Here is a 21,123-nt window from a genome sequence, read left to right on the forward strand (position 1 = left end):
CGGTTCGCCGCCGGCCCCTCTTGCTAGTTGGCCGGCAAGGGCTCATGCGGCTCTGCGCGCTCATCCCTTTGCCCGCGCCCGGCCATGTAGCGGGACATGAGCGCAGTGATCGCCGGCAGGACCAGCAGGGTGAGCGCCGTGCAGGTGATGAGGCCCCCGATCACGACTGTCGCGAGCGGACGCTGCACCTCGGCGCCGGTGCCCGTGGCGAGCGCCATCGGCACGAAGCCGAGGCTGGCGACCAATGCGGTCATCAGCACTGGCCGGACACGTTCCATCGCGCCGCCGATGATCGCTTCATCCTCATCGACGCCATCGTCACGCCGCTTTCGGATCGCGCTCATCATGACGAGGCCGTTGAGCACGGCGACGCCCGACAGGGCGATGAACCCAACCGCCGCCGTGATCGAGAAGGGTATGCCACGCAACAGCAGCGCAAACACCCCACCCGCCAGCGCCATCGGCACTGCCGAGAACACGATCGCCGCCGGCACGAAGCCGCCGAGCGCCATGTAAAGCAGTGCGTAAATGGCGAGGAAGCAGATCGGAACCACAATCAGCAGGCGCAAACGTGCCGACTGGAGGCTTTCAAACGTGCCGCCCCAATCGGTATACATGCCAGCGGGCAGATTGAGCTGGCCGATCTTCTCCTGGGCTTCGGTGACGAAGCCCCCGAGATCGCGACCGCGCACATTGACCTGCACGACGACCATGCGCTTGCCGTTCTCACGGCTGATCTGGTTCAACCCTTGTGTGTAGCTGAACCGTGCCACCTCGCGCAGCGCGATCGAGCGCGCGACCTCGCCCGGTCCTGCGGGCAGCATGACCGGAATCGCGCCAAGCGTTTCCAGATCGTCGCGCTGCGCGTCCGGCAGTCGCACCACCACTGAGAAGCGCCGATCGCCCTCGAACAGCAGCCCGGCCTCGCGCCCGCCGAGCGCGGCGGCGACGGTGTTCGCCACCTCCTCGACCGACAGGCCGTAACGCGCCGCAGCCTGCCGATCGATCTTAACGTCGAAGGTCGGCGCACCCGATGTTTGCTCTGCGCTGACGTCACCGGCGCCCGGTATCGAGCGAAGGATACCGGCGATCCGGTTGGCCTGGGCACTCATCGCGCCGAGGTCGTCGCCATAGAGCTTGACCGCGACATCCGCGCGCACGCCGGCGATGAGTTCGTTGAAGCGCATCTGAATGGGCTGCTGAATCTCGGTGCGATTGCCGATCAGCGGCTTCATCCGTTCCTCGATTCGCTTAAGGATGTCCTCCTTCGACTTGACCTCGGCCGGCCACTCATCCTCGGGCTTGGGGATGACATAGGTGTCCGAGGCGTTGGGCGGCATCGGGTCGGTGCCAAGGTCGGCGTTGCCGTTCTTGGAAAAGACCAATGCCACCTCCGGTAGCGATTTCAGCGCATTTTCTATCTGAAGCTGCATCTGCGTCGACTGGTCGATTGAGGCCGAGGGCACGCGGAAGTTGGTAACGGTGATGTCCTTCTCGTCGAGCTGCGGCATGAACTCCTCGCCGAGCAGGCCGAAGGCGAATATCGCCGCCACGAACACGCCCGCGCCACTGGCGACAAACGGCAGTGGATGCGCCACCGCTTTGGTCAGGAGTGGCGCGTATTTCTCCTTGAACCAGCGGATCGGCTTCACCTCCGTCTCGCTGACCTTGCCGGTGATCACGAGCGCGATCATGGCGGGCACGAAGGTCAGCGACAGCACGAAGGCGGACGCGAGCGCCACCATCAGGGTGATCGCCATCGGCGCGAAGGTCTTACCCTCGACGCCCTGGAAGGTGAGCAGCGGCACGAAGACCAGGAAGATGATGAGCTGGCCATAGACGGTCGGCCGGATCATCTCCTGTGCGGCGAGTGTGGTTTCCTCCATGCGTTCGGATCGGGTAAGAAGCCGTCCTTCATGCTCCTGCCGCTCCGCAAGGCGTCTGAGCGCGTTCTCCACGATGATGACCGCGCCGTCGACGATCAAGCCGAAGTCGAGCGCGCCGAGACTCATGAGGTTTCCCGACACGCCGAGCCTGTTCATGCCGGTAGCGGTCATGAGCATGGTGATCGGGATCACTGCCGCGGTGATGAGCGCTGCACGGATATTGCCCAGCAGCAGGAACAGGACGACGATGACGAGCAAAGCGCCTTCGACGAGATTCTTCTCGACAGTGGCGATGGTGGCGTTGACGAGCTTGGAACGATTGTAAACGGGCTCCGCGAAGACGTCGGGTGGAAGTGCCCGGTTGATTTCCGTGAGCTTGTCTGCCGCGCTGGTGGCAACGATCCGGCTGTTGCTGCCGGTCAGCATCAGCACGGTCGAAATGACCGCCTCCGATCCCATGCGGCTGCCCGAGCCGGTGCGGACCGCGCCACCGATCTCGACGTGACCGACATCCTTCACACGCACCGGCACGCCGGCGCGCGTGGCTACGACCGCCTCCTCAATGTCCTGGATCGACTTGAGGCGTGCGTCGGCGCGGACAAGGAAACTTTCACCGGCCCGCCGAATGTAATTGGAACCGGCAGAGAGGTTGGCCCGCTCCAGCGAGTCTGCCAGCTCCGTGATCGAGAGACCATAGGAAGCCAGCGCATTGAGGTTGGGTTGGACGAGATACTGCTTCACATAGCCGCCGTTGGAATCGACGCCGGCCACGCCCTGCACCGTCCGCATCTGCGGGCGAATGATCCAGTCCTGCACCGTCCGCAGATAAGCCGCCTTGGCGAGTTCGGTCGTCAGCTTCTCGCCTTCGGGCGTGAGATAGCTGCCGTCCGACTGCCAGCCGGGCTTTCCGTTCTCGATCTTCACGCCCTTCCCGTCGGGATGGCGGAAGGCGACCGAGTAGAAGAAAATCTCCCCGAGGCCGGTGCTGAGCGGCGCCAGATTGGGCTGGACGCCGGCAGGCAGGCTATCCCTTGCCTGGGCGAGCCGTTCGGTCACTTGCTGCCGCGCGAAATAGATGTTGGTGTCGTCGGTGAATACCGCCGTCACCTGGCTGAATCCGTTGCGCGTCAGTGATCGGGTCAGGGTGAGGCCGGGAATACCGGCCAACGCGGTTTCGACCGGAAACGTGACCTGCTTTTCCATGTCGACGGGACCAAGCGTCGGATTGAAGGTGTTGATCTGCACCTGACGGTTGGTGACGTCGGGCACGGCGTCGATCGGCAGTTTGGTGATTTGCCATGCGCCGATGCCGACGATGATGAGGACGAGGAAGGCGACGAACCATCGCCCCCTCACCGAGAGGCTGAGGATACGCGCGATCATTCCGCCGACTCCTTTTCGAGTTCGGCTTTCAGCAGGAAAGCGTTGGTGGTGGCGATCGGCGTCCCGGCCTTGAGGCCGGAGACGATGGCAACGAGCCCGCCGCTGCGGCTGCCGGCCTGGACCGTCTGCGCCTTGAAGCCGTCACGGGTCCGAACGAAGACGACGGTGCGATCCCCGATCGTCTGCACGGCATCCTGCGGCACCATAACGCCATCTTTGACGGCACCGCCGCTCGCAAAAATGCGCGCCTGGACGAGCTGCCCCGGAGCGAGCAAGCCCGCGTCACCCTTCGGCTCGATGACGACGGTCGCTGCCCGGCTCTGCGGATCGATCACGCCGGTCGCGGACCGGACGCGGCCCTCGATGGTGCGGCCGTCGCTGACGGTGAGTTCGACGCGATCGCCTGTGCGCACGCGCCCGGCGTCTGCCGGAGGAATGCTGGCCGTGATTTGCAGACGGCGCGGATCGGCAACGCGGAACAGTTCGGTTTCCGCAGCGACGAACTGGCCGAGATTGGCGGGAGCCGACGTGATGCGGCCACTGACCGGGCTCACCACCGCGACCGAGCGGCCGTCTCTCGACACCCTTGCTGCGCCCGCAGCCGCGCTCGCCCGGCGGGCATCGGCCTGTGCGACGGCGAGATTCGCTTCGGCGGCTTCATAGTCAGCTCTCGGACTCACACCTTGCGCCAGCAAGCCCCGCTCACGCGCGAGCTGGCGGTTGGCGAGCGTGACGCGCGCCGCCGCCGCCGCCTGATCGGCGGCGATCGTCGAAGCATCCCGGCTCTCAACGAGAGCGAGGGTTTCACCTTGCCCGACGGGATCGCCGATCCGCTTGAAGATTCGGGTCACGGTGCCGGGCGCTCTTGCGGTCAACACCGCCTCGGCATCCGGCGTAGCTTCAACCGTGGCGGCGGCCGGGATCGCCGCGTCCAGTTCACCGGACGCGGCGGGAGCAATGCCGATCTGTGACGCGGCGATGCCCTGCTGCGATATGGCTATCGTATCGGTTGGTGCAGCCGAAGCTTGCGACTCCGTTTCTGCTGCCGGAGCAGAGGCGGAAGGCTGCGTGAGGCGCGCGGCACCGAAGCCGAGCGCGGCGGCGGCGACCAGCCCAAGGGCGGCACCGGCATAGAGGCGGTTCTTGTCGTTCATTGGACCGGTTCTCCGGTGATGGTGAGGCCCTGGAGACGGGCGAGATTGGCGCGGGCATCGAGGCGGGCAGCGGCAGCGTCGAGAACGACCCCGCGCGCAAGTCCCAGCCCGTGCCTTGCCGCGATGAGTTCGATCAGGGGCGACTTGCCGGACTCGTAGGCGATGCGAGCAAGCCGGTAGGTCTCGTCTGCCGTTCGCAGCGTCTGTTCGGCCGCTGCGACACGCGCGTCCGCCGCTTCGTTGAGGGCGACAGCGGCGCTGATTTCTGCTTCCAATTCTAGCAAGGTAGCATTTGCCCGCGCTTCCGCGCCGCGTAGCTCCGCCTGGGCGGCGGCAATGTTCCCGCGATTGCGATCGAACAGCGGAAAGGGGACAGTTATCCCCGCGATGATCGCATTGGCCTTGTCGACTTCCAAACGACGGACGCCGACTGACGCCGTCACGTCCGGCACTGCTTGACGCCGTGCCACGATCACACGATGCGCTGCCGCCTCTCGCTCAGCCTTGGCGGCGAGGTAAGGTGCGGTCTGCATCGGGTCCACGGGACCATAGCCGGACCGCGCCTCGAACCTTCCCAGGAGAGGTTCGGACAAGGTAGTGAACGGTGTCGTCTGACCAGCAAGCGCGGAAAGGCGCGCATAGGCGCCGACCCGCTCGGCCTTCGCCGTGTCCACGGATGCCCGTAAAGAATTGACCTCGGTCTCGGCCTGAAGGCTGCGCAGCCGCGCTTCCTTTCCAGCCCCAACGAGCGCGCGTGCAGCACGCAGGTCAGTCTCGGCCTCCTCGACTTCATCTTCCGCCAGAGTGATTCGTCGATCAGCGATCTCCGCCGCGCCGTAAGCGCGGGCAAGATCATAGGCATAGGCCAGGCGACCATCCCTGCTCCTGGCGCGAGCGGCTACGACTCCCGCTTCGCCAGCCGCAATGCGCGCGGAGCGTTTGCCGCCCAGCTCGATGACCTGGTTGAGTTGCAGTGTGCTCTCGGCCCGGTCGAAACCTCTATAGGGCTGTTGACCGGCGATGTTCTCGGTCATCACCCCAATGCTGGGATTGGGCCGTGCCCGTGCTTGCCGGGCCAGGCCCTCGGCGCGTTCGACATCTGCTTCCAGGATCACCTGACGCGGCGCTTCCTGTGTCTCGCGAAAGAGTTCTGCGAAAGGCGGGGCGGTTTGCGCGTTTACACTTGTGCACATCAGGCCGCCGGCCGCCGTGAACAGGCCAAACAGCGCCACGCGAACGCGCCGTTGGCCGATATAATCGGTCATTTGGATTTTCCTTGAGGTTATGCTTGCGGAACGCCGGTCGGCGCGCGGGCATCAGCCTCGTGGGGGACGCAGAAGGGCTTCCGGTAAAAGACCGCTGATGACGAAGTCTTTGGAAACGAACCAGTCGCCTGAAACGGCGAAGAAAGTAGCAGTCATGCCAGTGCTAGGCACGATGTCCGCCAACCCATGAATGACCGTGTGGGTCGCCTTATGAAGATCGACTTCCGGCATGGACGGACTATCGTCATCATGCTGGACAAGAGCGCTTTCGATCCTCGTCTCATCATGGCCGGCCATCGAACTGTGCCAAGCATTCAAGCCGAGCACGTTGAGCATCGCTAGCATGGCCAACAGCGCGCCAACGATGAGGTATCGATTGGCGGCTTTTGCATGAAGGACATGGCGTTGGCCGAGGCGCATCTTCTTTTTACTATCGGCAAATGCGCAAATCGGCAATCCCGACCTTCCCGCAAGACAGCGAACGGCCCTCATGCCCGCCTCGCCCAATGCGGGTGGAGATCGTCGATCATATAGGCGTGTGCGGCACCGTCGCCCGTATGATATAGACGAATATGCTCATGATCCTTCGGTAGATCGTCATGCTCGTGCGGCACGACATCGGGGTCGTCAGACGGCCAAAATAGCAAGGCAAAAATCGTGCCCGCACTTGCAAAAATCGCCATCGCACCGAACGCAGCGGTCATGGAGATATTGGCGCCGAGTTGACCAACCAGCGGATAGCATATCAGCCAGCATATGTGGCTGAGAGCAAACTGTGCGGCAAACAGCGCCGGCCTGTCTTCTGCATTGGCCGATCGTTTGAGCAACCGCCCCGAAGGCGTGACGCTCATCGAATATGCGATCCCCAGCACGACCCAACCAGCGAGCAACATGTGCCAGTACGAAGGACCGACCGGAACGGCGATACTGATCCAGGTCATTGCGCCGAGGCCCACAGACAGGGCGACAGCTGCACCGACCATAACCCTTCGATCATCGATCCTGTCGAGCAATCGGGGCAGAAGCAGGGCTGCGGCGATCGAACCCAGACCATAAGCTGCCAGAGTCAGCGCCACGTCGCGTTGGGCCATCCCGAGTAAGCTCTGGACGATGACCACGGTGTTGACGATTACCATAGAGCTGGCGGCGGCGGCGGACAAGGTAATCGCCAGCAGACCGAGCAAGCGCGGCGTCTGGAGGTAGATACGCATCCCGCGCGTGGTCTTGGCATAGAGGCTTTCCTGCCGATCTGCTGACCGCTCGGCGCGCGGCAGAATGACCGAAACGACTAGCAGCGCCGAACCGATGAAACCGATCGCCGTGCCGGAAAACAGCCAATGGAAATTGATCACGGTCAACAAGGCGGCCGCCAGCATCGGGCTGGTGATATTCTCCATGTCATAGGCGAGGCGCGACAGCGAGAGCGCGCGGGTATAGTCGCGCTCATCGGGCAGGACGTCGGGAATGGTCGCCTGGAAGGTCGGCGTAAATGCCGCCGAGGCAGCCTGGAGCACGAAGATCAGGACATAGATTTGCCAAATCTCGCTCACGAAGGGCAGGCAGATCGCAACGGCCGCGCGCACGAGGTCCAGAGAAACGAGCAGCGCCCTGCGCGGGACGCGATCAGCAAAGGCCCCGGCGATGGGCGCAATCCCGATATAGGCGACCATCTTGATAGCGAGAGCTGTTCCCAAGACAGCGCCCGCATTGCCGCCAGCGAGATCGTAGGCCAGCAAGCCGAGCGCCACGGTCGCAAGGCCGGTCCCGACCAGGGCGATGACCTGGGCGAGCAGCAGATGCCGGTAGGTTCGGTTCGCAAGAACGGCGAGCATGGTTTCCAACGAGTCGGGCATATCCCCCCAGGGGGATACTTGCCTTTATCCTCGTTGCGGTTAAAAGGTCAATAAAGGACTGGTGTCGATCGCTCTTTCGGTCGGTGGCATCATGATCAAATTCCTACCTGGCGGTCGGTGAACCGAAAACTACGTCTCGACAGCATGACCTTAGGTAACGATGATAAGAAGATGTCCCATCCCCATCCTCACTCGACCCATCCCGCAATCGTCAAACGCCTCAACCGGGCTACCGGTCATTTACGCAGCATCGTGGACATGATCGAGAACGGACGATCCTGCTCCGATATCGCCATGCAATTGCAGGCGGTCGAAAAGGCGATCGCGACCGCCAAGCGAACCTTGATCCAGGATCACCTCAGCCACTGCATCGGTGGCGATCCGGCGCACGGCGAAAAGGCGATGGCTGAGTTTCAAGCTATCTCTAAATATCTCTAACCGACGCAGCCGGGAAAGAACAGCGACGGAGCCATGTCCACACTGTTTTCAAGTCAAACATTCCGCCGCTTTCTGTTGGGCCTGCTCGCCTTTGCTGTGCAACTTTCCGCTTGTCAGGCTATTGCACGCCACGCCCCTAGTGCAACGCTCGCTGCGGAGGCAGAACGCCATGCCGAATTAAAGCAGCAATCCGCTGCCCACGGCCACATCCATGACGACGGCGATGATGGCGAGCGCGTGCGTGGCCATGTGCATGGGCATAACCCGGCCGACCATAGCCATGATACGCCTATCGGTGTTGCCCAGTCAGGCGTCGATCTCCCTCTTGTGCAACAGGGATGGCCACCTCAGGCCGGACCGATATTGAGCGGCCGCAACAGCGACCCTATGGACCGCCCCCCGGAGTACCTGTCCTCGATGTGACCGCGACGCCGCGCCAGCGCGGCAATTCACATAGATAGACAGGTATTCTCATGATACAGGCTTTTACTGAGCCGGCGCACGGACGACGTGCGTCCTCCCGGCTCCTATTGTTATTGTTCTTGACCGGGCTGAGCCTCGTTCTTTGGACCGGCACCGCCTTCGCCCATGCCGTCGCCGAAGGCGATAAGGGCTATATCCAGGAGATCAGCGGGGTTCACCTGCTGGAGTTTATGTATCTCGGCGCCAAACATATGGTGACGGGATACGATCATATTTTATTTCTGTTCGGGATCATCTTCTTCCTCTATCGGATGAAGCATATCGCGATCTATGTCAGCCTGTTCGCGATCGGCCATTCGACGACCATGCTGCTGGGCGTTTTCTTCGACTTCGGCATCAACAGCTATATTATTGACGCGATCATCGGCTTTTCGATCGTCTATAAGGCGCTCGACAACCTTGGGGCGTTCCAACGCTGGTTCGGCTTCCAGCCGAACACCAAGGCTGCAACGCTGATATTCGGTTTCTGCCACGGCTTCGGCTTGGCGAACAAGATCATCGACTATGAGATTTCTCCCGACGGCCTGCTGCCTAACCTGCTGGCCTTCAATGTCGGCGTCGAACTCGGTCAGTTGCTCGCGCTCGCCGCCATTCTGATCATCATGGGCTTCTGGCGCCGAACGCCGAGCTTCTGGCGTCATGCCTACACCGCCAACGTCGTGATGATGACCGCCGGGTTCGTGCTGATCGGATATCAGCTCACCGGCTGGGTCGTCGCCTGATCAAAGGATTTGAACCATGTATAACTCGCCCATACCCTCACAAGCCGAACTGCCGTCATCCGGCCAGCTTATCCGTTCGACCGTGATCGCTGCCGTGACAGCCGTCGCGCTCCTCGTCACGATCGTGCTCCCGGCCGAATATGGTGTCGATCCTACCGGAATCGGCCGCGCGCTCGGTTTCACTGATATGGGGGATATAAAGCGCCAACTCGCCGAAGAGGCCGAAGCGGACAGGAAAGTTGATACCGCCGCGAATGATGCCAGAAGCAGGGCCATCATCGAGGCCGCTGCATCAGGAAGAACCATCGCCCCTGGGCAGAGCGCCGACGCCCCGCCCGCAGTCGACGCTGCGCCGGGCCGGACTGATCGGATGAGCGTCACTCTGAAACCCGGCGAGGGTGCAGAGGTGAAGCTCGTGATGAAACGAGGGGAAAAGGCGAGCTTCGTCTGGACCGTTCAAGGCGGAGCCGTGAATGTCGACCTCCACGGTGACGGCGGCGGACAATCGATCAGCTACGAAAAGAAGCGCGGCCTTTCCAGGGGCGAAGGCGTAATTACGGCTGCGTTTAACGGCAATCATGGTTGGTATTGGCGCAATCGGGGTGATGCCGAAGTGACCGTGCTTCTGGAAACTCAAGGCCAGTATGCCGACATAAAGCGGCTAATCTAGCGCATAAAAACAGAGTGCCTTCCTTGGGATTCTACAGCCGATACCGAGTTATACTCGGTATCGGCCATTCAGATTGTACTGACCATGTCGGATTGAAGAAATAGATATGCCTTTCGACATTCGCCAACTTCGCTACGCCATCGCCGCGGCGGATCATGGCAGCTTCTATCGCGCGTCCAGGGTGCTGGACGTGGAGCAGTCGACGTTGAGCCGGGCCATCCTGAAGCTGGAGCGGGTGATCGGCGGACGGATTTTCAACCGCTCGCAGGGCGGCGTCAGCATGACGCTCGCCGGCGCGCAGTTCATCCGCGCGGCGCGGTCGATGGTGGCGAACGCGGACAAGATGGTGGCAACGATGCGGGCGGCGGGCCAGGGCCGCGCGGGGGGACTTATGATCGGACACAACAGCGCGATCTCGGCCGGCCATCTGCGCGCCACCATACTGGGCTGGCGAGCGGCAAATCCCGATGTCGAGATCGACGGCGTGGAAGCCGACCGGGGCGCGCTGCTCGCGGGGCTCGATACGGGCGAGATCGATATCGCGGTCCTGGTCGGCGAAGCGGGCCATGCCGGATTCCGGCGTGAGGGGTTGTGGAACGAGCGTGTCATGGCCGCGTTGCCGGCAGATCATGCCCTTGCCGCAAGCGAGGCCGTTCATTGGACCGATTTGCGGCGCGAGCGCTTTCTGCTGCCTGCCGCCGATCCCGGCCCGGAAATCCGCGACCTGCTGCTCGGCCGCCTGATGATGGCGGGCGAGCCTCCCGATATCAGGATGCATCAGGCCAGCCGCGAGGCGATCCTGAGCGTGCTGGGCGGCGGTCTGGGCGTGTCGATCGTCTGCGAGGGCGCGACGGGCGCTCGCTATCCCGACGTCATCTATCGCCCCGTCCAGGGCGAGCAGGGACCGGCCTTCATCAACTATTCGGGCTACTGGCGAAAGGACAACGCCAATCCCGCGCTGAGGCGTTTCCTCGCCTTCGTGCGCGACCGCTATGCGCTGTCCTTCGACATCCCGTGACCGCGCGAGACAGTGACATGCGACGTTAACAGGCGGGATCGCAACCAACGGCCGGCCTGATTTGCAACCGGAGAAAGGAGCCGTCATGACGCAGGGAAAGACACTCATCATCGTGCTGGTCACGCTGATCGTCGGGTTCGGAGCGGGTTTCGTTCTGCGCCCGGTGATCGCGCCGGCCGAACCGGCAGCAGCGGTCGCGAGTCCTGTGCCCGTCGCCGCGCCCGCGGAGCCGCGCGGCAAGCAATATTTCGCGGCGCATCTCGACGAGGCCCGGCAGGTTCTGACACAGTGCGCGGAAGGCTCGACGCGCGGCGACGAATGCTTCAATGCCGAGATGGCCGTGACCGAGGCGGAGGGCCGAGCGCGGCACAAGAAGTTCTTTGGCAATTGACCACGCGAACGGGCTTTCAGTCCCCCTGCGCGCGATGCCGGCGAAAGGCGCGGTCGGTGGCCATGAACCGCTCCAGCATCGGCGCGATCAGGCGCGCGGGCGGGATCGGGCTGCCCTCGCCGAGAATCTCGCCGTAGCGCCGTAAATCCTCGAACAGCGGCGCGGGCAGTTCCACGGCGAGCTTGACGGGCTTGTCCTCGGGGATCTGCCCCAGCTTGAGTTTGGTCATCGCGTTGCTCCGATGGGTTCGAGGATCAAATCTCTCGTCAGGACGACCCTGAGCGGATGCCCCGGCCGGATGGTGAGCGTCGGCTGCACATTGAGCTGCCGCCGCACGACCTGCTGTCCGGTCTGGTTGATGGTGTCCTGCGATCCCCGCCGAAGCGCGCGGGTGAGGTCGTCCTCGCTGTCGGCCCCCAGCTCGGCGCCGACGCCGAGCAAGGTCGAGACGGCGGCGGCTTTCAGCAGATTGCCCCAATGCTGATTGACGCGACCCTGTAGCCCCGCAAATCCCGCGGCGTCCGTTCCGGGCTGGCGCTCGAGAACGATCGAGCGCCCGTCCGGCATGATGAGGCGGTCCCAGGAGAGCAGCACACGCGTCTGCCCCGCGGCGACCTCGCTGTCATATTCGCCGATCAGCCGTGCGCCCTGCGGAATGAGCAGGATGCGCCCGGTGATGCTGTCATAGACGTTCTGCGTCACCTGGGCGGTGATCTGGCCGGGAAGGTCGGAACGGATGCCGGTGATCAGCGCGGCGGGGATGATGCTGCCGGCCTGGACAATGTTGGGCGAGGCCGGCGCGGTCAGCCGCTCGGCGCTGACAGTGCGCTGATTGGTCGCTTGCGCCATGAACGCCCGCTTGGCGGCTTGGTCGCCCTGCGCAGCCTCTGACGGTTGCGGAGCTGCGGCCTCCGGCGCTGCGATGGCGAGGCTCGGCAAGGACGGCATCGCACCGGTCCCGGCGCTGCTTCCGCCGAGGAACACCATGCTGGTGCGGGCTGCATCGCGTTCCTGGGCGATGCGCTGGCGAGCGGCTTCGGCGGCCTGGATGCGCGGATCGGGCTGCGCGCCGACCGGTGGCACGGGCACATTCTCCCCGCGCTGCTGCGCCGAGACGATCGGGCCGCCGAGATCGCCGGGAAGCCTGGGGCCGAGCTTCGGGACCTGGCCGTAATCCTTCGGCCCCGAGGTGATGGTCTCGGATGCGGCGCGGCTGTCGGTATTGTAGAGTTCCTTCGCCGCCTGTTCTCCTTTGGGCGCGAGCGCATACCAGAGCGAGCCGCCGATACCGAGCCCCGCGACCACGCCGAGCGTCGCCAGCGCCTTCCTCGAAAGGCGCATGACGCGCGGCGCAGGCCCGCGAAGCTGAAAGGCGGCGGGGTTCGCGGATGCGGGTTGGGGGGATGCCTGCGGCGCTGGCTGGACGGGCGTATTGGTGGGATCGGCCATCACCGCCCCCTGCGGGACGTGTCCGCGCCGTCGCGCACGATTCGCACGCGCCGCTCGGTGCGCTTGTCGCTCAGGCGCAATTCCGCGCTGGCGAACAGGCGATCGACCACCATATAGCGCCCCTGCACGCGGTAATTGACCAGCTCGGCGTCGCCAGCCGCGCCGGTCACGAACAGCGGCGGCATCTCGCCCTGCGAGATCCCGGCCGGGAACTCGATGAACACCTGCGCGGAATCGTCGAAGGCGCGCACGGGCTTCCACGGCACGCGGTCGCCCTCGATCCGGTAGCGGAAATTGAGCGCCGCGATGTCGATGCCGGTGGCGACGGGGGCCGAGGCGGCAGCGGCGGCGTTTGCGCCGCGCAGGGCGATCAGCGCGTCCTGCGGATAGGTCCACGACACCGACGCCATATAGGTCGAGGCCGTCGCGCGCAGTTCGATATGATAGGTGCGCCGGTCGGTGTTGATGACGAGGTTAGTGAAAATGTCGGGCCGCGTGGGCTTCGCGAGGATATGCACGCGCGCCGTCGCGCCGCTGCCGCTCACCGTGTCGCCGATGATCCAGCGCACGGTGTCGCCGGCCGCGACCGGCCCCGGCCCGACGAGCTGCTCGCCCTCCTGAAGCGCGATGTCCGTCACCTGGCCGGGCGCGGTATATACCTGATAAAGCGCGCCTTCGGTCCAGGGATATTGCTGGATGGCGTTCACATAGCCGTCGCGGGTGGGTTGCACGCGGGCGGCCGCGTTCGCGGCCCCGACGCGGCGGCGCGGATCGGTCGCTTCTCGCGGCGAGGCGCTTTGCGTGACCGGCTTCAACTGGCCCGGAAGCGGCAGCGGTTCGGGGATAGTCACCACCTCGACCACGCGTGGCGGTTGTGCGGCCGGCGTGGCCGCGATCTCGCGCGGTGGATCATCGTAAGCGATGCTCGGCGCTTTCGCCGATGAGGTGGCGCAGCCGGCCAGCGCGGTTGCGGACAATAACATAACCGCGCTGGCGGCATGGCGGGCGGACATGCGTGTCATTGCGACAGCTCCTTGCTCCAGTTGAGGGCGTTGACGAACACGCCGAGCGGGTTCTTGCGCAGCGCGTCGGGGGTGCGCGGGGTCTGGACAACGACAGTGAGGATCGCCGACCAGCGGGTCGTCTCGGCGAGACTGCCGTCCTGATAGCGCCGCTCGATCCAGGCGACGCGGAAGCTGTCGCCGGAGGCACGGATCACGCTGGAGACGTCCACCGCGACCTGCACCTTGCCGACCTGTGCGATCGGATCGTTGGCGCGCGCGTAGTCGTTGAGCGCCAGTGCGCCCTTGTCGGTCGTGAAATCGTAAGCCCTGAGCCAGTTCTGCCGGACGATGACCGGATCGGCCGGGATCGCCCTGACCTGCTCGATGAACCGGGCGAGATGGAACGCGATCTGCGGATCGGTCGGGCGGTAGCCGGTTTCGGCGGGAGCGACGGCCTGCGCTTCGCCGAGCCGATCGACCTGCACCACCCAGGGCACGATATGGCCGCGGGCGGATTGCCAGACGAGTCCGGCCGAGAGCCCACCGGACAGGGCGAGCGCGCCGAAGAAGGCAAGGCGCCAGTTCTTCGCCTGCACGCGGGCGGAACCGATGCGGTCGTCCCAGACCTGCGCGGCGCGCTGGTAGGGCGTCGCGGGTTCGGGGGTCTGGCCGTAGCGGATGGTGGGTCGTCGGAACATTTTCGGATCACTCCCTTTCCTTGACGTCGGGACCGCCGCCGCCGCCGTGGCTGTCGCCGGCCTTCATCGTGTGAGCGAGGACGGTCGCGCCGTGGGTCGCGGACTGGCGCTGCTTCATGGCCGAGGCCCATGCGGGCGGCGCGGAAGCCGGGGCTGCCGGCGATGCCGCGGGCGCGGGACTTCCCGATGCGGGAGCGACGCCCAGCCCGGCGCGGGCGCCTGTGCGGAAGTTGTCCTTCATGGATGCGCTCGCCTTGCCGGCCATCCGGCGCAGCGGCGAGAGCGCGGCATTGACGGCGCCGGTCGCCGCCGTCTGTCCGACAGCGGCCATGCCGCCCGCCACAGCGCCCGCGCCGCTCCTGCCGAGCGAGCCGACGCTGTAGGCGCCCGCCGCGCCGCCCGCCATGCGCGCGCCGCCTTGCGCGGCTGCCGCACCCATCCGCCCGGTCGCGCCTATGGTCGAGGCGGCAGCGCCGACGCCGAGCTTCGCGGCGGCGGCGCCACCGACCAGCGCGCCGCCCGCCGCCAGCACGGTGCCGGCCGCCGCGCCCGCGCCGAGCTGCGGCCCGCCCGAGACGATCCCGTTGGCGATGCCGGGGCCGAAGATCGACAGGCCGAGCAGCGACAGCGCGCCGAGCGCGATCGCCAGAACCTGCCGCGCGTCGGGTTCGGGACCGACCGTCGCCGTGAACGTGCTGAACAGGGTCGTGCCGATCCCGGTGATGACCGCGAGCACCAGCACCTTGATCCCGCTGGAGACGATATGGCCGAGCACTTTTTCGGCCATGAACGCGGTGCGGTTCCAGAAGGCGAAGGGCAGCAGGACGAATCCGGCCAGCGTCACCAGCTTGAACTCGATCAGGGTGATGAATATCTGGATGGCGATAATGAAGAAGGCGAGGACGACGATCAGATAGGCGAGCAGCAGCACGGCGATGATCGCGAGATTGGCGAACACCGACCAGAGGCTGTTATAGGCCTCCATCGCGTCGATCAGTGGCTGCGCCGCATCGAGACCCTTTGCAGCGATCGTGCCGGGCTTCATGAACTCCGCGAGGCTGAGGGCATCGCCACTCGCCTTGAGCCCCAGCCCCGCGAAGCTGTCGAACAGGATCGTCGCCAGTGTCTGGAAATTGCCGATGATGAAGGCGAAGGCGCCGATATAGAGGGTTTTCTTGACCAGCCGCTGGATCACGTCCTCATCGGCGCCCCAGGCCCAGAACAGCCCGGCGATGGTCACGTCGATCGCGATAAGGGTCGAGGACAGGAAGCCGACCTCGCCGCCGAGCAGGCCAAAGCCGCTGTCGATGTAGCTGGTGAAGGTGTCGAGGAAGGTATCGACGATCCCGGTGTCACTCACGGCGCGGTGCTCCCGGCCTGATCGGCGGGGACAAAGGGGCCGGGAAGCTCCGGCCGGATCGCCTCGTCAGCCCGGCTGCCGTCGCTGTCATATGCGGCGGGAAGCGCAGGATGCTCGCCCGGCGCGGGCGCGTCGGCATCCTTGCCGAAGAAGCGGCGGCGCTTTTCCGCCCATGCCGCCTCGCAGCCGGAATCCGGCATGGTGAGCGTGGCGCAGCGTTCCAGTTCGCGCGCCAGCCGCTTCTCCTGCTCTCCTTCTTCAAGGACGGGCAGGACGGCTTCAAGCTGCGGTTCATGCGGTTCGCGCGAGCCCGCGAGCGCCACGGCCAGCATGATGCCGCCGAGCGCGGCGACACCGGCGATCTTTGCATTGCGCGACATGCGGCTTCTCCTGTCAGTCGCGGCCGAAGAAGCGGCGGAAGCGTTCGCGCCCCTCCGCCTCGATCGCGGCCTGCCGCGCGGCGTCGAGCGACTGCGCCCGTCCCTGCGCCGCGACGGCGGCGGTGAGGTCGGCGAGCTGCTGCGATTGCAGGGCGAGAAGCTGGTTGCCCGCCTGCGCGGCCTGGAGCGCGCCGGTCGCCGACTGACTGGCCGAGACCAGGCTGTTCATCGTGGTGCGCGCGCCCTCGATATTACCGACGACGCCGGCCTGCACCTGCAAGGAGTCCTGGAACGCGCCGACGCTGTCCTCCCAGCGCGCGTTCGCATTGGCGATCATCTGGGCGTTGGTGCCGGTGAGCGCGGTGCCCTTGTAACGGTCGGTGAAGGCGCTCTGGATGTCCCGGACATCGTAGGCGATGCGCTGGGCCTGCCTAAGCAGCTGCTGCGTCTGCCGGACCTGCTGCTGGAGAACGTCGACCGTCGAGAGCGGCAGCGAAGCGAGATTGCGCGCCTCGTTGATGAGGCTCGTCGCCTGCTGCTGAATTTGCTGAATCTGGTTGTTGATCTGCTGGAGCGACCGGGCGGCGGTCAGCACGTTTTGGGCGTAATTGGTCGGGTCATAGACGATCCCGCCGAACTGGGCGTGCGCGGGCGTCGCGGCGGTGGTGCCGATCATGCCGGACGTGGCGATCGCGCCGGCCAGCATGGCGCGGCGCAGGATGGTGGCTTTCATGGGATCATGTCCTTCAAGGCAAGGGGGAGCTGGCCGGTATCTTCCCGGTTTCCGGCCAGCGGATCGGGTTGAGGTTCGGGAAGAAGCTCGACCGCCCAGGCGCAGCCGCGGTGACGCAGCCATTCGGCCGCGAAGGCAGGCGCGCCATGCGCCTCCACCAGCTCCGCGATCCGGCGCTGATCGGTCTTGGAAGAGGCGGCGGCGAAGGCCAGCGCGACCTCGCCAAGCCCCAGCTCGAACAGGCGGTTGCCGCGCCTTGACTGGCAGTAATAATCGCGCTTCGGCGTCGCCCGGCTCAGGATTTCGATCTGGCGGGCGTTGAGCCCGAACCGCTCGTAGATCACCGCGATCTGCGGTTCGACCGCGCGTTCGTTCGGCAGGAATATCCGGGTCGGACAGCTCTCGACGATGGCGGGCGCGATCGTGCTGCCCTCGATCTGCGCGAGCGACTGGGTGGCGAAGATGACGCTGGCGTTCTTCTTACGCAGCGTCACCAGCCATTCCGAAAGCTGTTTGGCGAACGCGGGCGATCCCAGCGCCAGCCAGCCCTCGTCGATGACGATGAGCGTCGGGCTGCCGTCGAGCCGCCCCGCGATGCGGTGAAACAGGTAGGACAGGACGGCCGGGGCCGCGCCGCTTTCCATCAAGCCTTCGGTCTCGAACACCTGAACGGTGGCCTCGCCAAGCCGCTCGGTCTCGGCATCGAGCAGCCGGCCCCATGCTCCGCCCACGCACCAGGGCGCGAGCGCCTGCTTGAGCTGCTGGCTCTGGAGCAGGACGGCAAGGCCCGTCAGGGTCCGTTCCGCGATCGGCGCGGTGGCGAGCGAGGTCAGCGCCGACCAGATATGCTCCTTGGCCTGCGGGTCGACGGTCACATTCTCGGATGCGAGGATCGCCGCCAGCCATTCGGCGGCCCAGGCGCGTTCGGCTGGGTCGTCAATATGGGCGAGCGGTTGGAGCTGCACGCCGTCCCCGGCCTCGTCGGCGAGCATCCCGCCGAGATCCTGCCAGTCGCCGCCCATACCGATCGCAGCCGCGCGGATGCTGCCGCCGAAATCGAAGGCGAAGACCTGCGCGTTCTCGTAGCGGCGAAATTGCATCGCCATCAGTGCAAGCAGCACCGACTTGCCGGAGCCGGTCGGCCCGACGATGAGGGTGTGCCCGACATCGCCGACATGAAGGGAAAACCGGAACGGGGTCGAGCCTTCGGTCTTGCCATAAAGCAAGGGGGGCGCACCGAAATGCTCGTCCCGTTCCGGCCCCGCCCATACTGCTGACAGGGGGATCAGGTGGGCGAGATTGATGGTGGAAATCGGAGGCTGGCGGACGTTGGCATAGGTGTGGCCGGGGAGGCTCCCAAGCCACGCCTCGATCGCGTTCATGCCCTCGGGGATCACGGTGAAGTCGCGACCCTGGATGACCTTTTCGACCAGCCGCAGCTTTTCAGCCGCAATGGCGGGATCGCGGTCCCACACCGTCACGCTGGCGGTGACATAGGCCATGCCGGCGTAGTCGGCGCCCAGCTCCTGCAAGGCAGTGTCGGCGTCGGCCGCCTTGTTCGAGGCATCGCTGTCGAGCAGCGTCGATGCCTCGTTGGTCATCACTTCCTTGAGGATCGCAGCAACGCTTTTGCGCTTGGCGAACCATTGGCGGCGGATGCGGGTCAGCAGCTTCGTCGCGTCGGTCTTGTCGAGCATGATCGCGCGGGTCGACCAGCGATACTCGAAGGCGAGCCGGTTCAGTTCGTCGAGCAGGCCGGGGAAGGTGACGCTCGGGAATCCCGTGATCGTCAGCGTGCGCAGATGATGGTCGCCGAGTTTCGGCTCCAGCCCGCCGGTCAGCGGCTCGTCGGCGAGCAGCGCGTCGAGATGCATCGGCGTTTCCGGCACGCGCACGCGCTGGCGCCGGGTCGAGATCGTGCTGTGCAGGTAAGTCAGCGTCTCGCCGTCATCGAGCCAGCAAACCTCGGGCACGAAGCCCTCGACCAGATTGAGCACCCGGTCGCTGCGATCGGTAAAGCTCTGGAGCAATTCCCACGGATCGACGCCCGTGCCGGAACGGCCTTCATAGAGCCAGGTTTCGGCGCGGGCGGCGTCCTCGGCCGGTGGCATCCAGAGGAGCGTCAGATAATAGTCGCTCTCGAAATGCGCGCCTTCTTCGCGAAACTGTTCGCGCCGCTCCATATCGACCAGCGCCGAGACCGGATCGGGAAAGTCCGATTCCGGATAGTCGAGCGCGGGCGTGCGCTGCGCTTCGACGAAGATTGCCCAGCCCGAGCCGAGACGGCGCAGCGCATTGTTGAGCCGCGCCGTGGTGGCGACCAGCTCGGCTGGCGTGGCGGAATCAAGGTCCGGTCCCCGAAAACGGGCGGTGCGCTGAAAGCTGCCGTCCTTGTTGAGAACGACGCTTGTCCCGACCAGCGCGGCCCAGGGCAGGAAGTCGGCGAGATGCGCGGCGCCGTTCCTGTATTCGCGCAAGCTCATCATGGCTGCATCCATGTCGGGTAGCGGAGGTGGCGGCGGGCCACGTCGACGAACTGGGGATCGCGCCGCGCGGCCCATACCGAGAGCGCATGGCCGATCGCCCATATCGCGAGGCCGGCGATCCAGAGGCGCAGGCCCAGCCCGATCGCGCCTGCCAGCGTCCCGTTGACGATGGCGAGCGAGCGCGGGGCGCCTCCGAGCAATATCGGCTCGGTCAGCGCCCGGTGGACCGGCGCGAAGTAGCCCGCGATGGGCTCGCCATGATCGGCCGCGCCGGTCATGCGACCATCGCTCCGCCACCGAAGGAAAAGAACGAGAGGAAGAAGCTCGACGCGGCGAACGCGATCGACAGACCGAACACGATCTGGATCATCCGCCGTGCCCCGCCCGACGTATCGCCGAAGGCCAGGGTCAGCCCGGTCACGATGATAATCATCACCGCGATGATCTTGGCGACCGGCCCCTCGATGCTTTCGAGGATAGACTGGAGCGGCGCCTCCCACGGCATCGACGATCCGCCCGCATGGGCGGGCATCGCGTAGAGCAGCCCGGCCGCGGTGATGCCGATATGGCCGAGGCGGTCGAGCACGGTGCCGCCGAGCAGGCGGCCCTTCATGGTCCTGAGAGGCGTGGCGTCGTTGGTCATGGCAGGTCTCCGGTCTGGGGGGTGGTGAGCGGCGTGAGGCGGTAGTCGCCGGTCGCGGCGTCGAGCCCTTCGACGCGGGCCAGCTCGGCGAGGCGGCGGCCGTGCCCGTCGCGGACGAGCACGGCGATCAGGTCGATGGTCTCGGCCAGCAGCGCGCGCGGGACCGTGACGACGGCCTCCTGAATGAGCTGCTCCATACGGCGCAGCGCGCCGAGCGCGGTTCCGGCGTGGATCGTGCCGATGCCGCCCGGATGGCCGGTGCCCCAGGCTTTGAGGAGATCGAGCGCCTCGGCGCCGCGCACCTCGCCGATCGGGATGCGATCAGGGCGCAGGCGCAGCGAGGACCGGACGAGATCGGACAGCGAGACGACGCCATCCTTCGTGCGCATGGCGACGAGGTTCGGCGCGGCGCATTGCAGCTCCCGCGTGTCCTCAATCAGGACGATACGGTCGGTGGTCTTGGCGACTTCCACCAGCAGCGCATTGACCAGCGTGGTCTTGCCACTGCCGGTGCCGCCCGCCACGAGGATGTTGGCGCGAGCGGCGACGCCATCGCGGCATGCCGCCGCCTCGGCCGCCGACATGATCCCGGCGGCCGCATAGTCGTCGAGCGTGAACACCGCGACGGCGGGCTTGCGGATGGCGAAGGCCGGGGCCGCGACGACGGGCGGCAGCAGCCCCTCGAACCGCTCGCCCCCTTCGGGCAGCTCGGCGGAGACGCGCGGGGACCGGGCATGAACCTCGACGCCGACATGATGCGCGACCAGGCGGACGATGCGCTCGCCGTCAGCGGCGGCCAGCGTCATGCCGGTGTCGCTGATGCCCTCGCCGAGCCGGTCGACCCACAGCCGTCCGTCCGGGTTCAGCATCACCTCGATCACGGCGGCATCGTCGAGCCAGGCCGCGATCGACGGCCCCAGCGCCGTGCGCAGCATCCGCGCGCCGCGCGTGTTCGCTTCGGATCGGATCGGCTGGACGGACAAGAAACGGCCCCTGAATTAGGCCGGGCGAACCGCCGCCCGGCGTCAGGGGCACATCAAGAGAGACAGGAAATCGCGCGAGGCAACAACTATGTCAGGGCGTAGTAGTGACGGCGGCAGATAAGTG

Annotated in this window: 22 protein-coding genes; 6 read left to right on the forward strand and 16 right to left on the reverse strand. The window is 65.6% G+C overall.

The annotated features are described in order from the left end of the window. Nucleotides 1–23 precede the first annotated feature (23 nt). The 5 genes from AX672_RS17425 to AX672_RS17445 form a co-directional block, all read right to left on the reverse strand. Nucleotides 24–3,269 (reverse strand): efflux RND transporter permease subunit, encoded by a 3,246-nt coding sequence (locus AX672_RS17425; RefSeq protein WP_060977359.1) that lies wholly within the window; start codon nucleotides 3,267–3,269, stop codon nucleotides 24–26. Beyond that, entirely contained in the window at nucleotides 3,266–4,423 is a 1,158-nt protein-coding gene (locus tag AX672_RS17430; protein ID WP_060977358.1) for an efflux RND transporter periplasmic adaptor subunit, read from the reverse strand. The genes AX672_RS17425 and AX672_RS17430 overlap by 4 nt, the downstream gene beginning before the upstream one ends. Next, entirely contained in the window at nucleotides 4,420–5,688 is a 1,269-nt protein-coding gene (locus tag AX672_RS17435; protein ID WP_060977357.1) for a TolC family protein, read from the reverse strand. Before AX672_RS17435 ends, AX672_RS17430 begins: the two co-directional genes overlap by 4 nt. A 51-nt stretch (nucleotides 5,689–5,739) precedes the next feature. Continuing rightward, complete coding sequence (locus AX672_RS17440) at nucleotides 5,740–6,108, reverse strand: hypothetical protein (protein WP_060977356.1); 369 nt, start codon at nucleotides 6,106–6,108, stop codon at nucleotides 5,740–5,742. 68 nt (nucleotides 6,109–6,176) lie between these two features. Then, on the reverse strand, nucleotides 6,177–7,541 hold the full coding sequence (locus AX672_RS17445; RefSeq protein ID WP_435653441.1) for an MFS transporter: 1,365 nt from the start codon (nucleotides 7,539–7,541) through the stop codon (nucleotides 6,177–6,179). Between the two features lie 171 nt (nucleotides 7,542–7,712). Between AX672_RS17445 and AX672_RS18400 the strand changes: the two genes are divergently transcribed. From AX672_RS18400 to AX672_RS17465, 6 genes are all read left to right on the forward strand, one after another. Next, entirely contained in the window at nucleotides 7,713–7,979 is a 267-nt protein-coding gene (locus AX672_RS18400) for a metal-sensing transcriptional repressor (RefSeq protein ID WP_060977355.1), read from the forward strand. Between the two features lie 33 nt (nucleotides 7,980–8,012). Next, nucleotides 8,013–8,402 (forward strand): hypothetical protein, encoded by a 390-nt coding sequence (locus AX672_RS18755; protein WP_124811103.1) that lies wholly within the window; start codon nucleotides 8,013–8,015, stop codon nucleotides 8,400–8,402. Nucleotides 8,403–8,521: 119 nt separating this feature from the next. Then, the gene (locus AX672_RS17450; protein ID WP_223811305.1) at nucleotides 8,522–9,184 is read left to right on the forward strand and encodes a HupE/UreJ family protein; all 663 of its coding nucleotides are present in this window, start codon (nucleotides 8,522–8,524) and stop codon (nucleotides 9,182–9,184) included. Nucleotides 9,185–9,200: 16 nt separating this feature from the next. Then, nucleotides 9,201–9,854 carry a hypothetical protein gene (locus tag AX672_RS17455; protein WP_060977353.1) on the forward strand — a complete coding sequence of 218 codons (654 nt, stop codon included), beginning with the start codon at nucleotides 9,201–9,203 and terminating at the stop codon, nucleotides 9,852–9,854. Nucleotides 9,855–9,960: 106 nt separating this feature from the next. Next, nucleotides 9,961–10,872 carry a LysR family transcriptional regulator gene (locus AX672_RS17460; RefSeq protein ID WP_060977352.1) on the forward strand — a complete coding sequence of 304 codons (912 nt, stop codon included), beginning with the start codon at nucleotides 9,961–9,963 and terminating at the stop codon, nucleotides 10,870–10,872. Nucleotides 10,873–10,957: 85 nt separating this feature from the next. Further along, complete coding sequence (locus AX672_RS17465; protein ID WP_060977351.1) at nucleotides 10,958–11,263, forward strand: hypothetical protein; 306 nt, start codon at nucleotides 10,958–10,960, stop codon at nucleotides 11,261–11,263. Nucleotides 11,264–11,279: 16 nt separating this feature from the next. On the opposite strand, the gene AX672_RS17470 is transcribed toward AX672_RS17465, so the two are convergent. The 11 genes from AX672_RS17470 to trbB are packed head-to-tail and all read right to left on the reverse strand — an operon-like array spanning nucleotide 11,280 to nucleotide 20,999. After that, complete coding sequence (locus tag AX672_RS17470; RefSeq protein ID WP_060977350.1) at nucleotides 11,280–11,492, reverse strand: DUF2274 domain-containing protein; 213 nt, start codon at nucleotides 11,490–11,492, stop codon at nucleotides 11,280–11,282. Beyond that, a complete protein-coding gene (locus AX672_RS17475; protein WP_060977365.1) occupies nucleotides 11,489–12,712 on the reverse strand; it encodes a TrbI/VirB10 family protein in 1,224 nt (407 codons plus the stop codon). The genes AX672_RS17470 and AX672_RS17475 overlap by 4 nt, the downstream gene beginning before the upstream one ends. Beyond that, nucleotides 12,712–13,734 (reverse strand): P-type conjugative transfer protein TrbG, encoded by a 1,023-nt coding sequence (trbG, locus tag AX672_RS17480; protein ID WP_060977349.1) that lies wholly within the window; start codon nucleotides 13,732–13,734, stop codon nucleotides 12,712–12,714. Before trbG ends, AX672_RS17475 begins: the two co-directional genes overlap by 1 nt. Next, nucleotides 13,731–14,414: a conjugal transfer protein TrbF gene (gene trbF / locus AX672_RS17485; protein ID WP_060977348.1), complete on the reverse strand. Its 684-nt coding sequence runs from the start codon at nucleotides 14,412–14,414 to the stop codon at nucleotides 13,731–13,733. The genes trbG and trbF overlap by 4 nt, the downstream gene beginning before the upstream one ends. Nucleotides 14,415–14,421: 7 nt before the next feature. Next, on the reverse strand, nucleotides 14,422–15,774 hold the full coding sequence (gene trbL, locus AX672_RS17490; RefSeq protein ID WP_060977347.1) for a P-type conjugative transfer protein TrbL: 1,353 nt from the start codon (nucleotides 15,772–15,774) through the stop codon (nucleotides 14,422–14,424). Continuing rightward, nucleotides 15,771–16,154 (reverse strand): putative entry exclusion protein TrbK-alt, encoded by a 384-nt coding sequence (trbK-alt, locus tag AX672_RS17495; protein WP_075151007.1) that lies wholly within the window; start codon nucleotides 16,152–16,154, stop codon nucleotides 15,771–15,773. The genes trbL and trbK-alt overlap by 4 nt, the downstream gene beginning before the upstream one ends. A 13-nt stretch (nucleotides 16,155–16,167) precedes the next feature. After that, nucleotides 16,168–16,887, reverse strand: coding sequence for a P-type conjugative transfer protein TrbJ (gene trbJ, locus AX672_RS17500; protein ID WP_060977346.1), 720 nt, complete (start codon nucleotides 16,885–16,887; stop codon nucleotides 16,168–16,170). Further along, the gene (gene trbE / locus AX672_RS17505; RefSeq protein WP_060977345.1) at nucleotides 16,884–19,373 is read right to left on the reverse strand and encodes a conjugal transfer protein TrbE; all 2,490 of its coding nucleotides are present in this window, start codon (nucleotides 19,371–19,373) and stop codon (nucleotides 16,884–16,886) included. Before trbE ends, trbJ begins: the two co-directional genes overlap by 4 nt. Further along, a complete protein-coding gene (locus AX672_RS17510; protein ID WP_021244356.1) occupies nucleotides 19,370–19,651 on the reverse strand; it encodes a VirB3 family type IV secretion system protein in 282 nt (93 codons plus the stop codon). The genes trbE and AX672_RS17510 overlap by 4 nt, the downstream gene beginning before the upstream one ends. Then, the gene (locus tag AX672_RS17515; protein ID WP_099046471.1) at nucleotides 19,648–20,016 is read right to left on the reverse strand and encodes a TrbC/VirB2 family protein; all 369 of its coding nucleotides are present in this window, start codon (nucleotides 20,014–20,016) and stop codon (nucleotides 19,648–19,650) included. Before AX672_RS17515 ends, AX672_RS17510 begins: the two co-directional genes overlap by 4 nt. After that, the gene (trbB, locus tag AX672_RS17520; protein ID WP_060977343.1) at nucleotides 20,013–20,999 is read right to left on the reverse strand and encodes a P-type conjugative transfer ATPase TrbB; all 987 of its coding nucleotides are present in this window, start codon (nucleotides 20,997–20,999) and stop codon (nucleotides 20,013–20,015) included. The genes AX672_RS17515 and trbB overlap by 4 nt, the downstream gene beginning before the upstream one ends. Nucleotides 21,000–21,123 lie beyond the last annotated feature (124 nt).

This window comes from Sphingomonas sp. CCH10-B3 (genome assembly GCF_001556185.1).
GTDB lineage: Bacteria > Pseudomonadota > Alphaproteobacteria > Sphingomonadales > Sphingomonadaceae > Sphingomonas > Sphingomonas aquatica.

Excerpts from the sequence above, each read along its gene's own strand:
- AX672_RS17425 (WP_060977359.1), bottom strand. The coding sequence starts at position 3,269 with ATGATCGCGCGTATCCTCAGCCTCTCGGTGAGGGGGCGATGGTTCGTC.
- AX672_RS17430 (WP_060977358.1), bottom strand. The coding sequence starts at position 4,423 with ATGAACGACAAGAACCGCCTCTATGCCGGTGCCGCCCTTGGGCTGGTC.
- AX672_RS17435 (WP_060977357.1), bottom strand. The coding sequence starts at position 5,688 with ATGACCGATTATATCGGCCAACGGCGCGTTCGCGTGGCGCTGTTTGGC.
- AX672_RS17440 (WP_060977356.1), bottom strand. The coding sequence starts at position 6,108 with ATGCGCCTCGGCCAACGCCATGTCCTTCATGCAAAAGCCGCCAATCGA.
- AX672_RS17445 (WP_435653441.1), bottom strand. The coding sequence starts at position 7,541 with ATGCCCGACTCGTTGGAAACCATGCTCGCCGTTCTTGCGAACCGAACC.
- AX672_RS18400 (WP_060977355.1), top strand. The coding sequence starts at position 7,713 with ATGTCCCATCCCCATCCTCACTCGACCCATCCCGCAATCGTCAAACGC.
- AX672_RS18755 (WP_124811103.1), top strand. The coding sequence starts at position 8,013 with ATGTCCACACTGTTTTCAAGTCAAACATTCCGCCGCTTTCTGTTGGGC.
- AX672_RS17455 (WP_060977353.1), top strand. The coding sequence starts at position 9,201 with ATGTATAACTCGCCCATACCCTCACAAGCCGAACTGCCGTCATCCGGC.
- AX672_RS17460 (WP_060977352.1), top strand. The coding sequence starts at position 9,961 with ATGCCTTTCGACATTCGCCAACTTCGCTACGCCATCGCCGCGGCGGAT.
- AX672_RS17465 (WP_060977351.1), top strand. The coding sequence starts at position 10,958 with ATGACGCAGGGAAAGACACTCATCATCGTGCTGGTCACGCTGATCGTC.
- AX672_RS17470 (WP_060977350.1), bottom strand. The coding sequence starts at position 11,492 with ATGACCAAACTCAAGCTGGGGCAGATCCCCGAGGACAAGCCCGTCAAG.
- AX672_RS17475 (WP_060977365.1), bottom strand. The coding sequence starts at position 12,712 with ATGGCCGATCCCACCAATACGCCCGTCCAGCCAGCGCCGCAGGCATCC.
- trbG (WP_060977349.1), bottom strand. The coding sequence starts at position 13,734 with ATGACACGCATGTCCGCCCGCCATGCCGCCAGCGCGGTTATGTTATTG.
- trbF (WP_060977348.1), bottom strand. The coding sequence starts at position 14,414 with ATGTTCCGACGACCCACCATCCGCTACGGCCAGACCCCCGAACCCGCG.
- trbK-alt (WP_075151007.1), bottom strand. The coding sequence starts at position 16,154 with ATGTCGCGCAATGCAAAGATCGCCGGTGTCGCCGCGCTCGGCGGCATC.
- trbJ (WP_060977346.1), bottom strand. The coding sequence starts at position 16,887 with ATGAAAGCCACCATCCTGCGCCGCGCCATGCTGGCCGGCGCGATCGCC.
- trbE (WP_060977345.1), bottom strand. The coding sequence starts at position 19,373 with ATGATGAGCTTGCGCGAATACAGGAACGGCGCCGCGCATCTCGCCGAC.
- AX672_RS17510 (WP_021244356.1), bottom strand. The coding sequence starts at position 19,651 with ATGACCGGCGCGGCCGATCATGGCGAGCCCATCGCGGGCTACTTCGCG.
- AX672_RS17515 (WP_099046471.1), bottom strand. The coding sequence starts at position 20,016 with ATGACCAACGACGCCACGCCTCTCAGGACCATGAAGGGCCGCCTGCTC.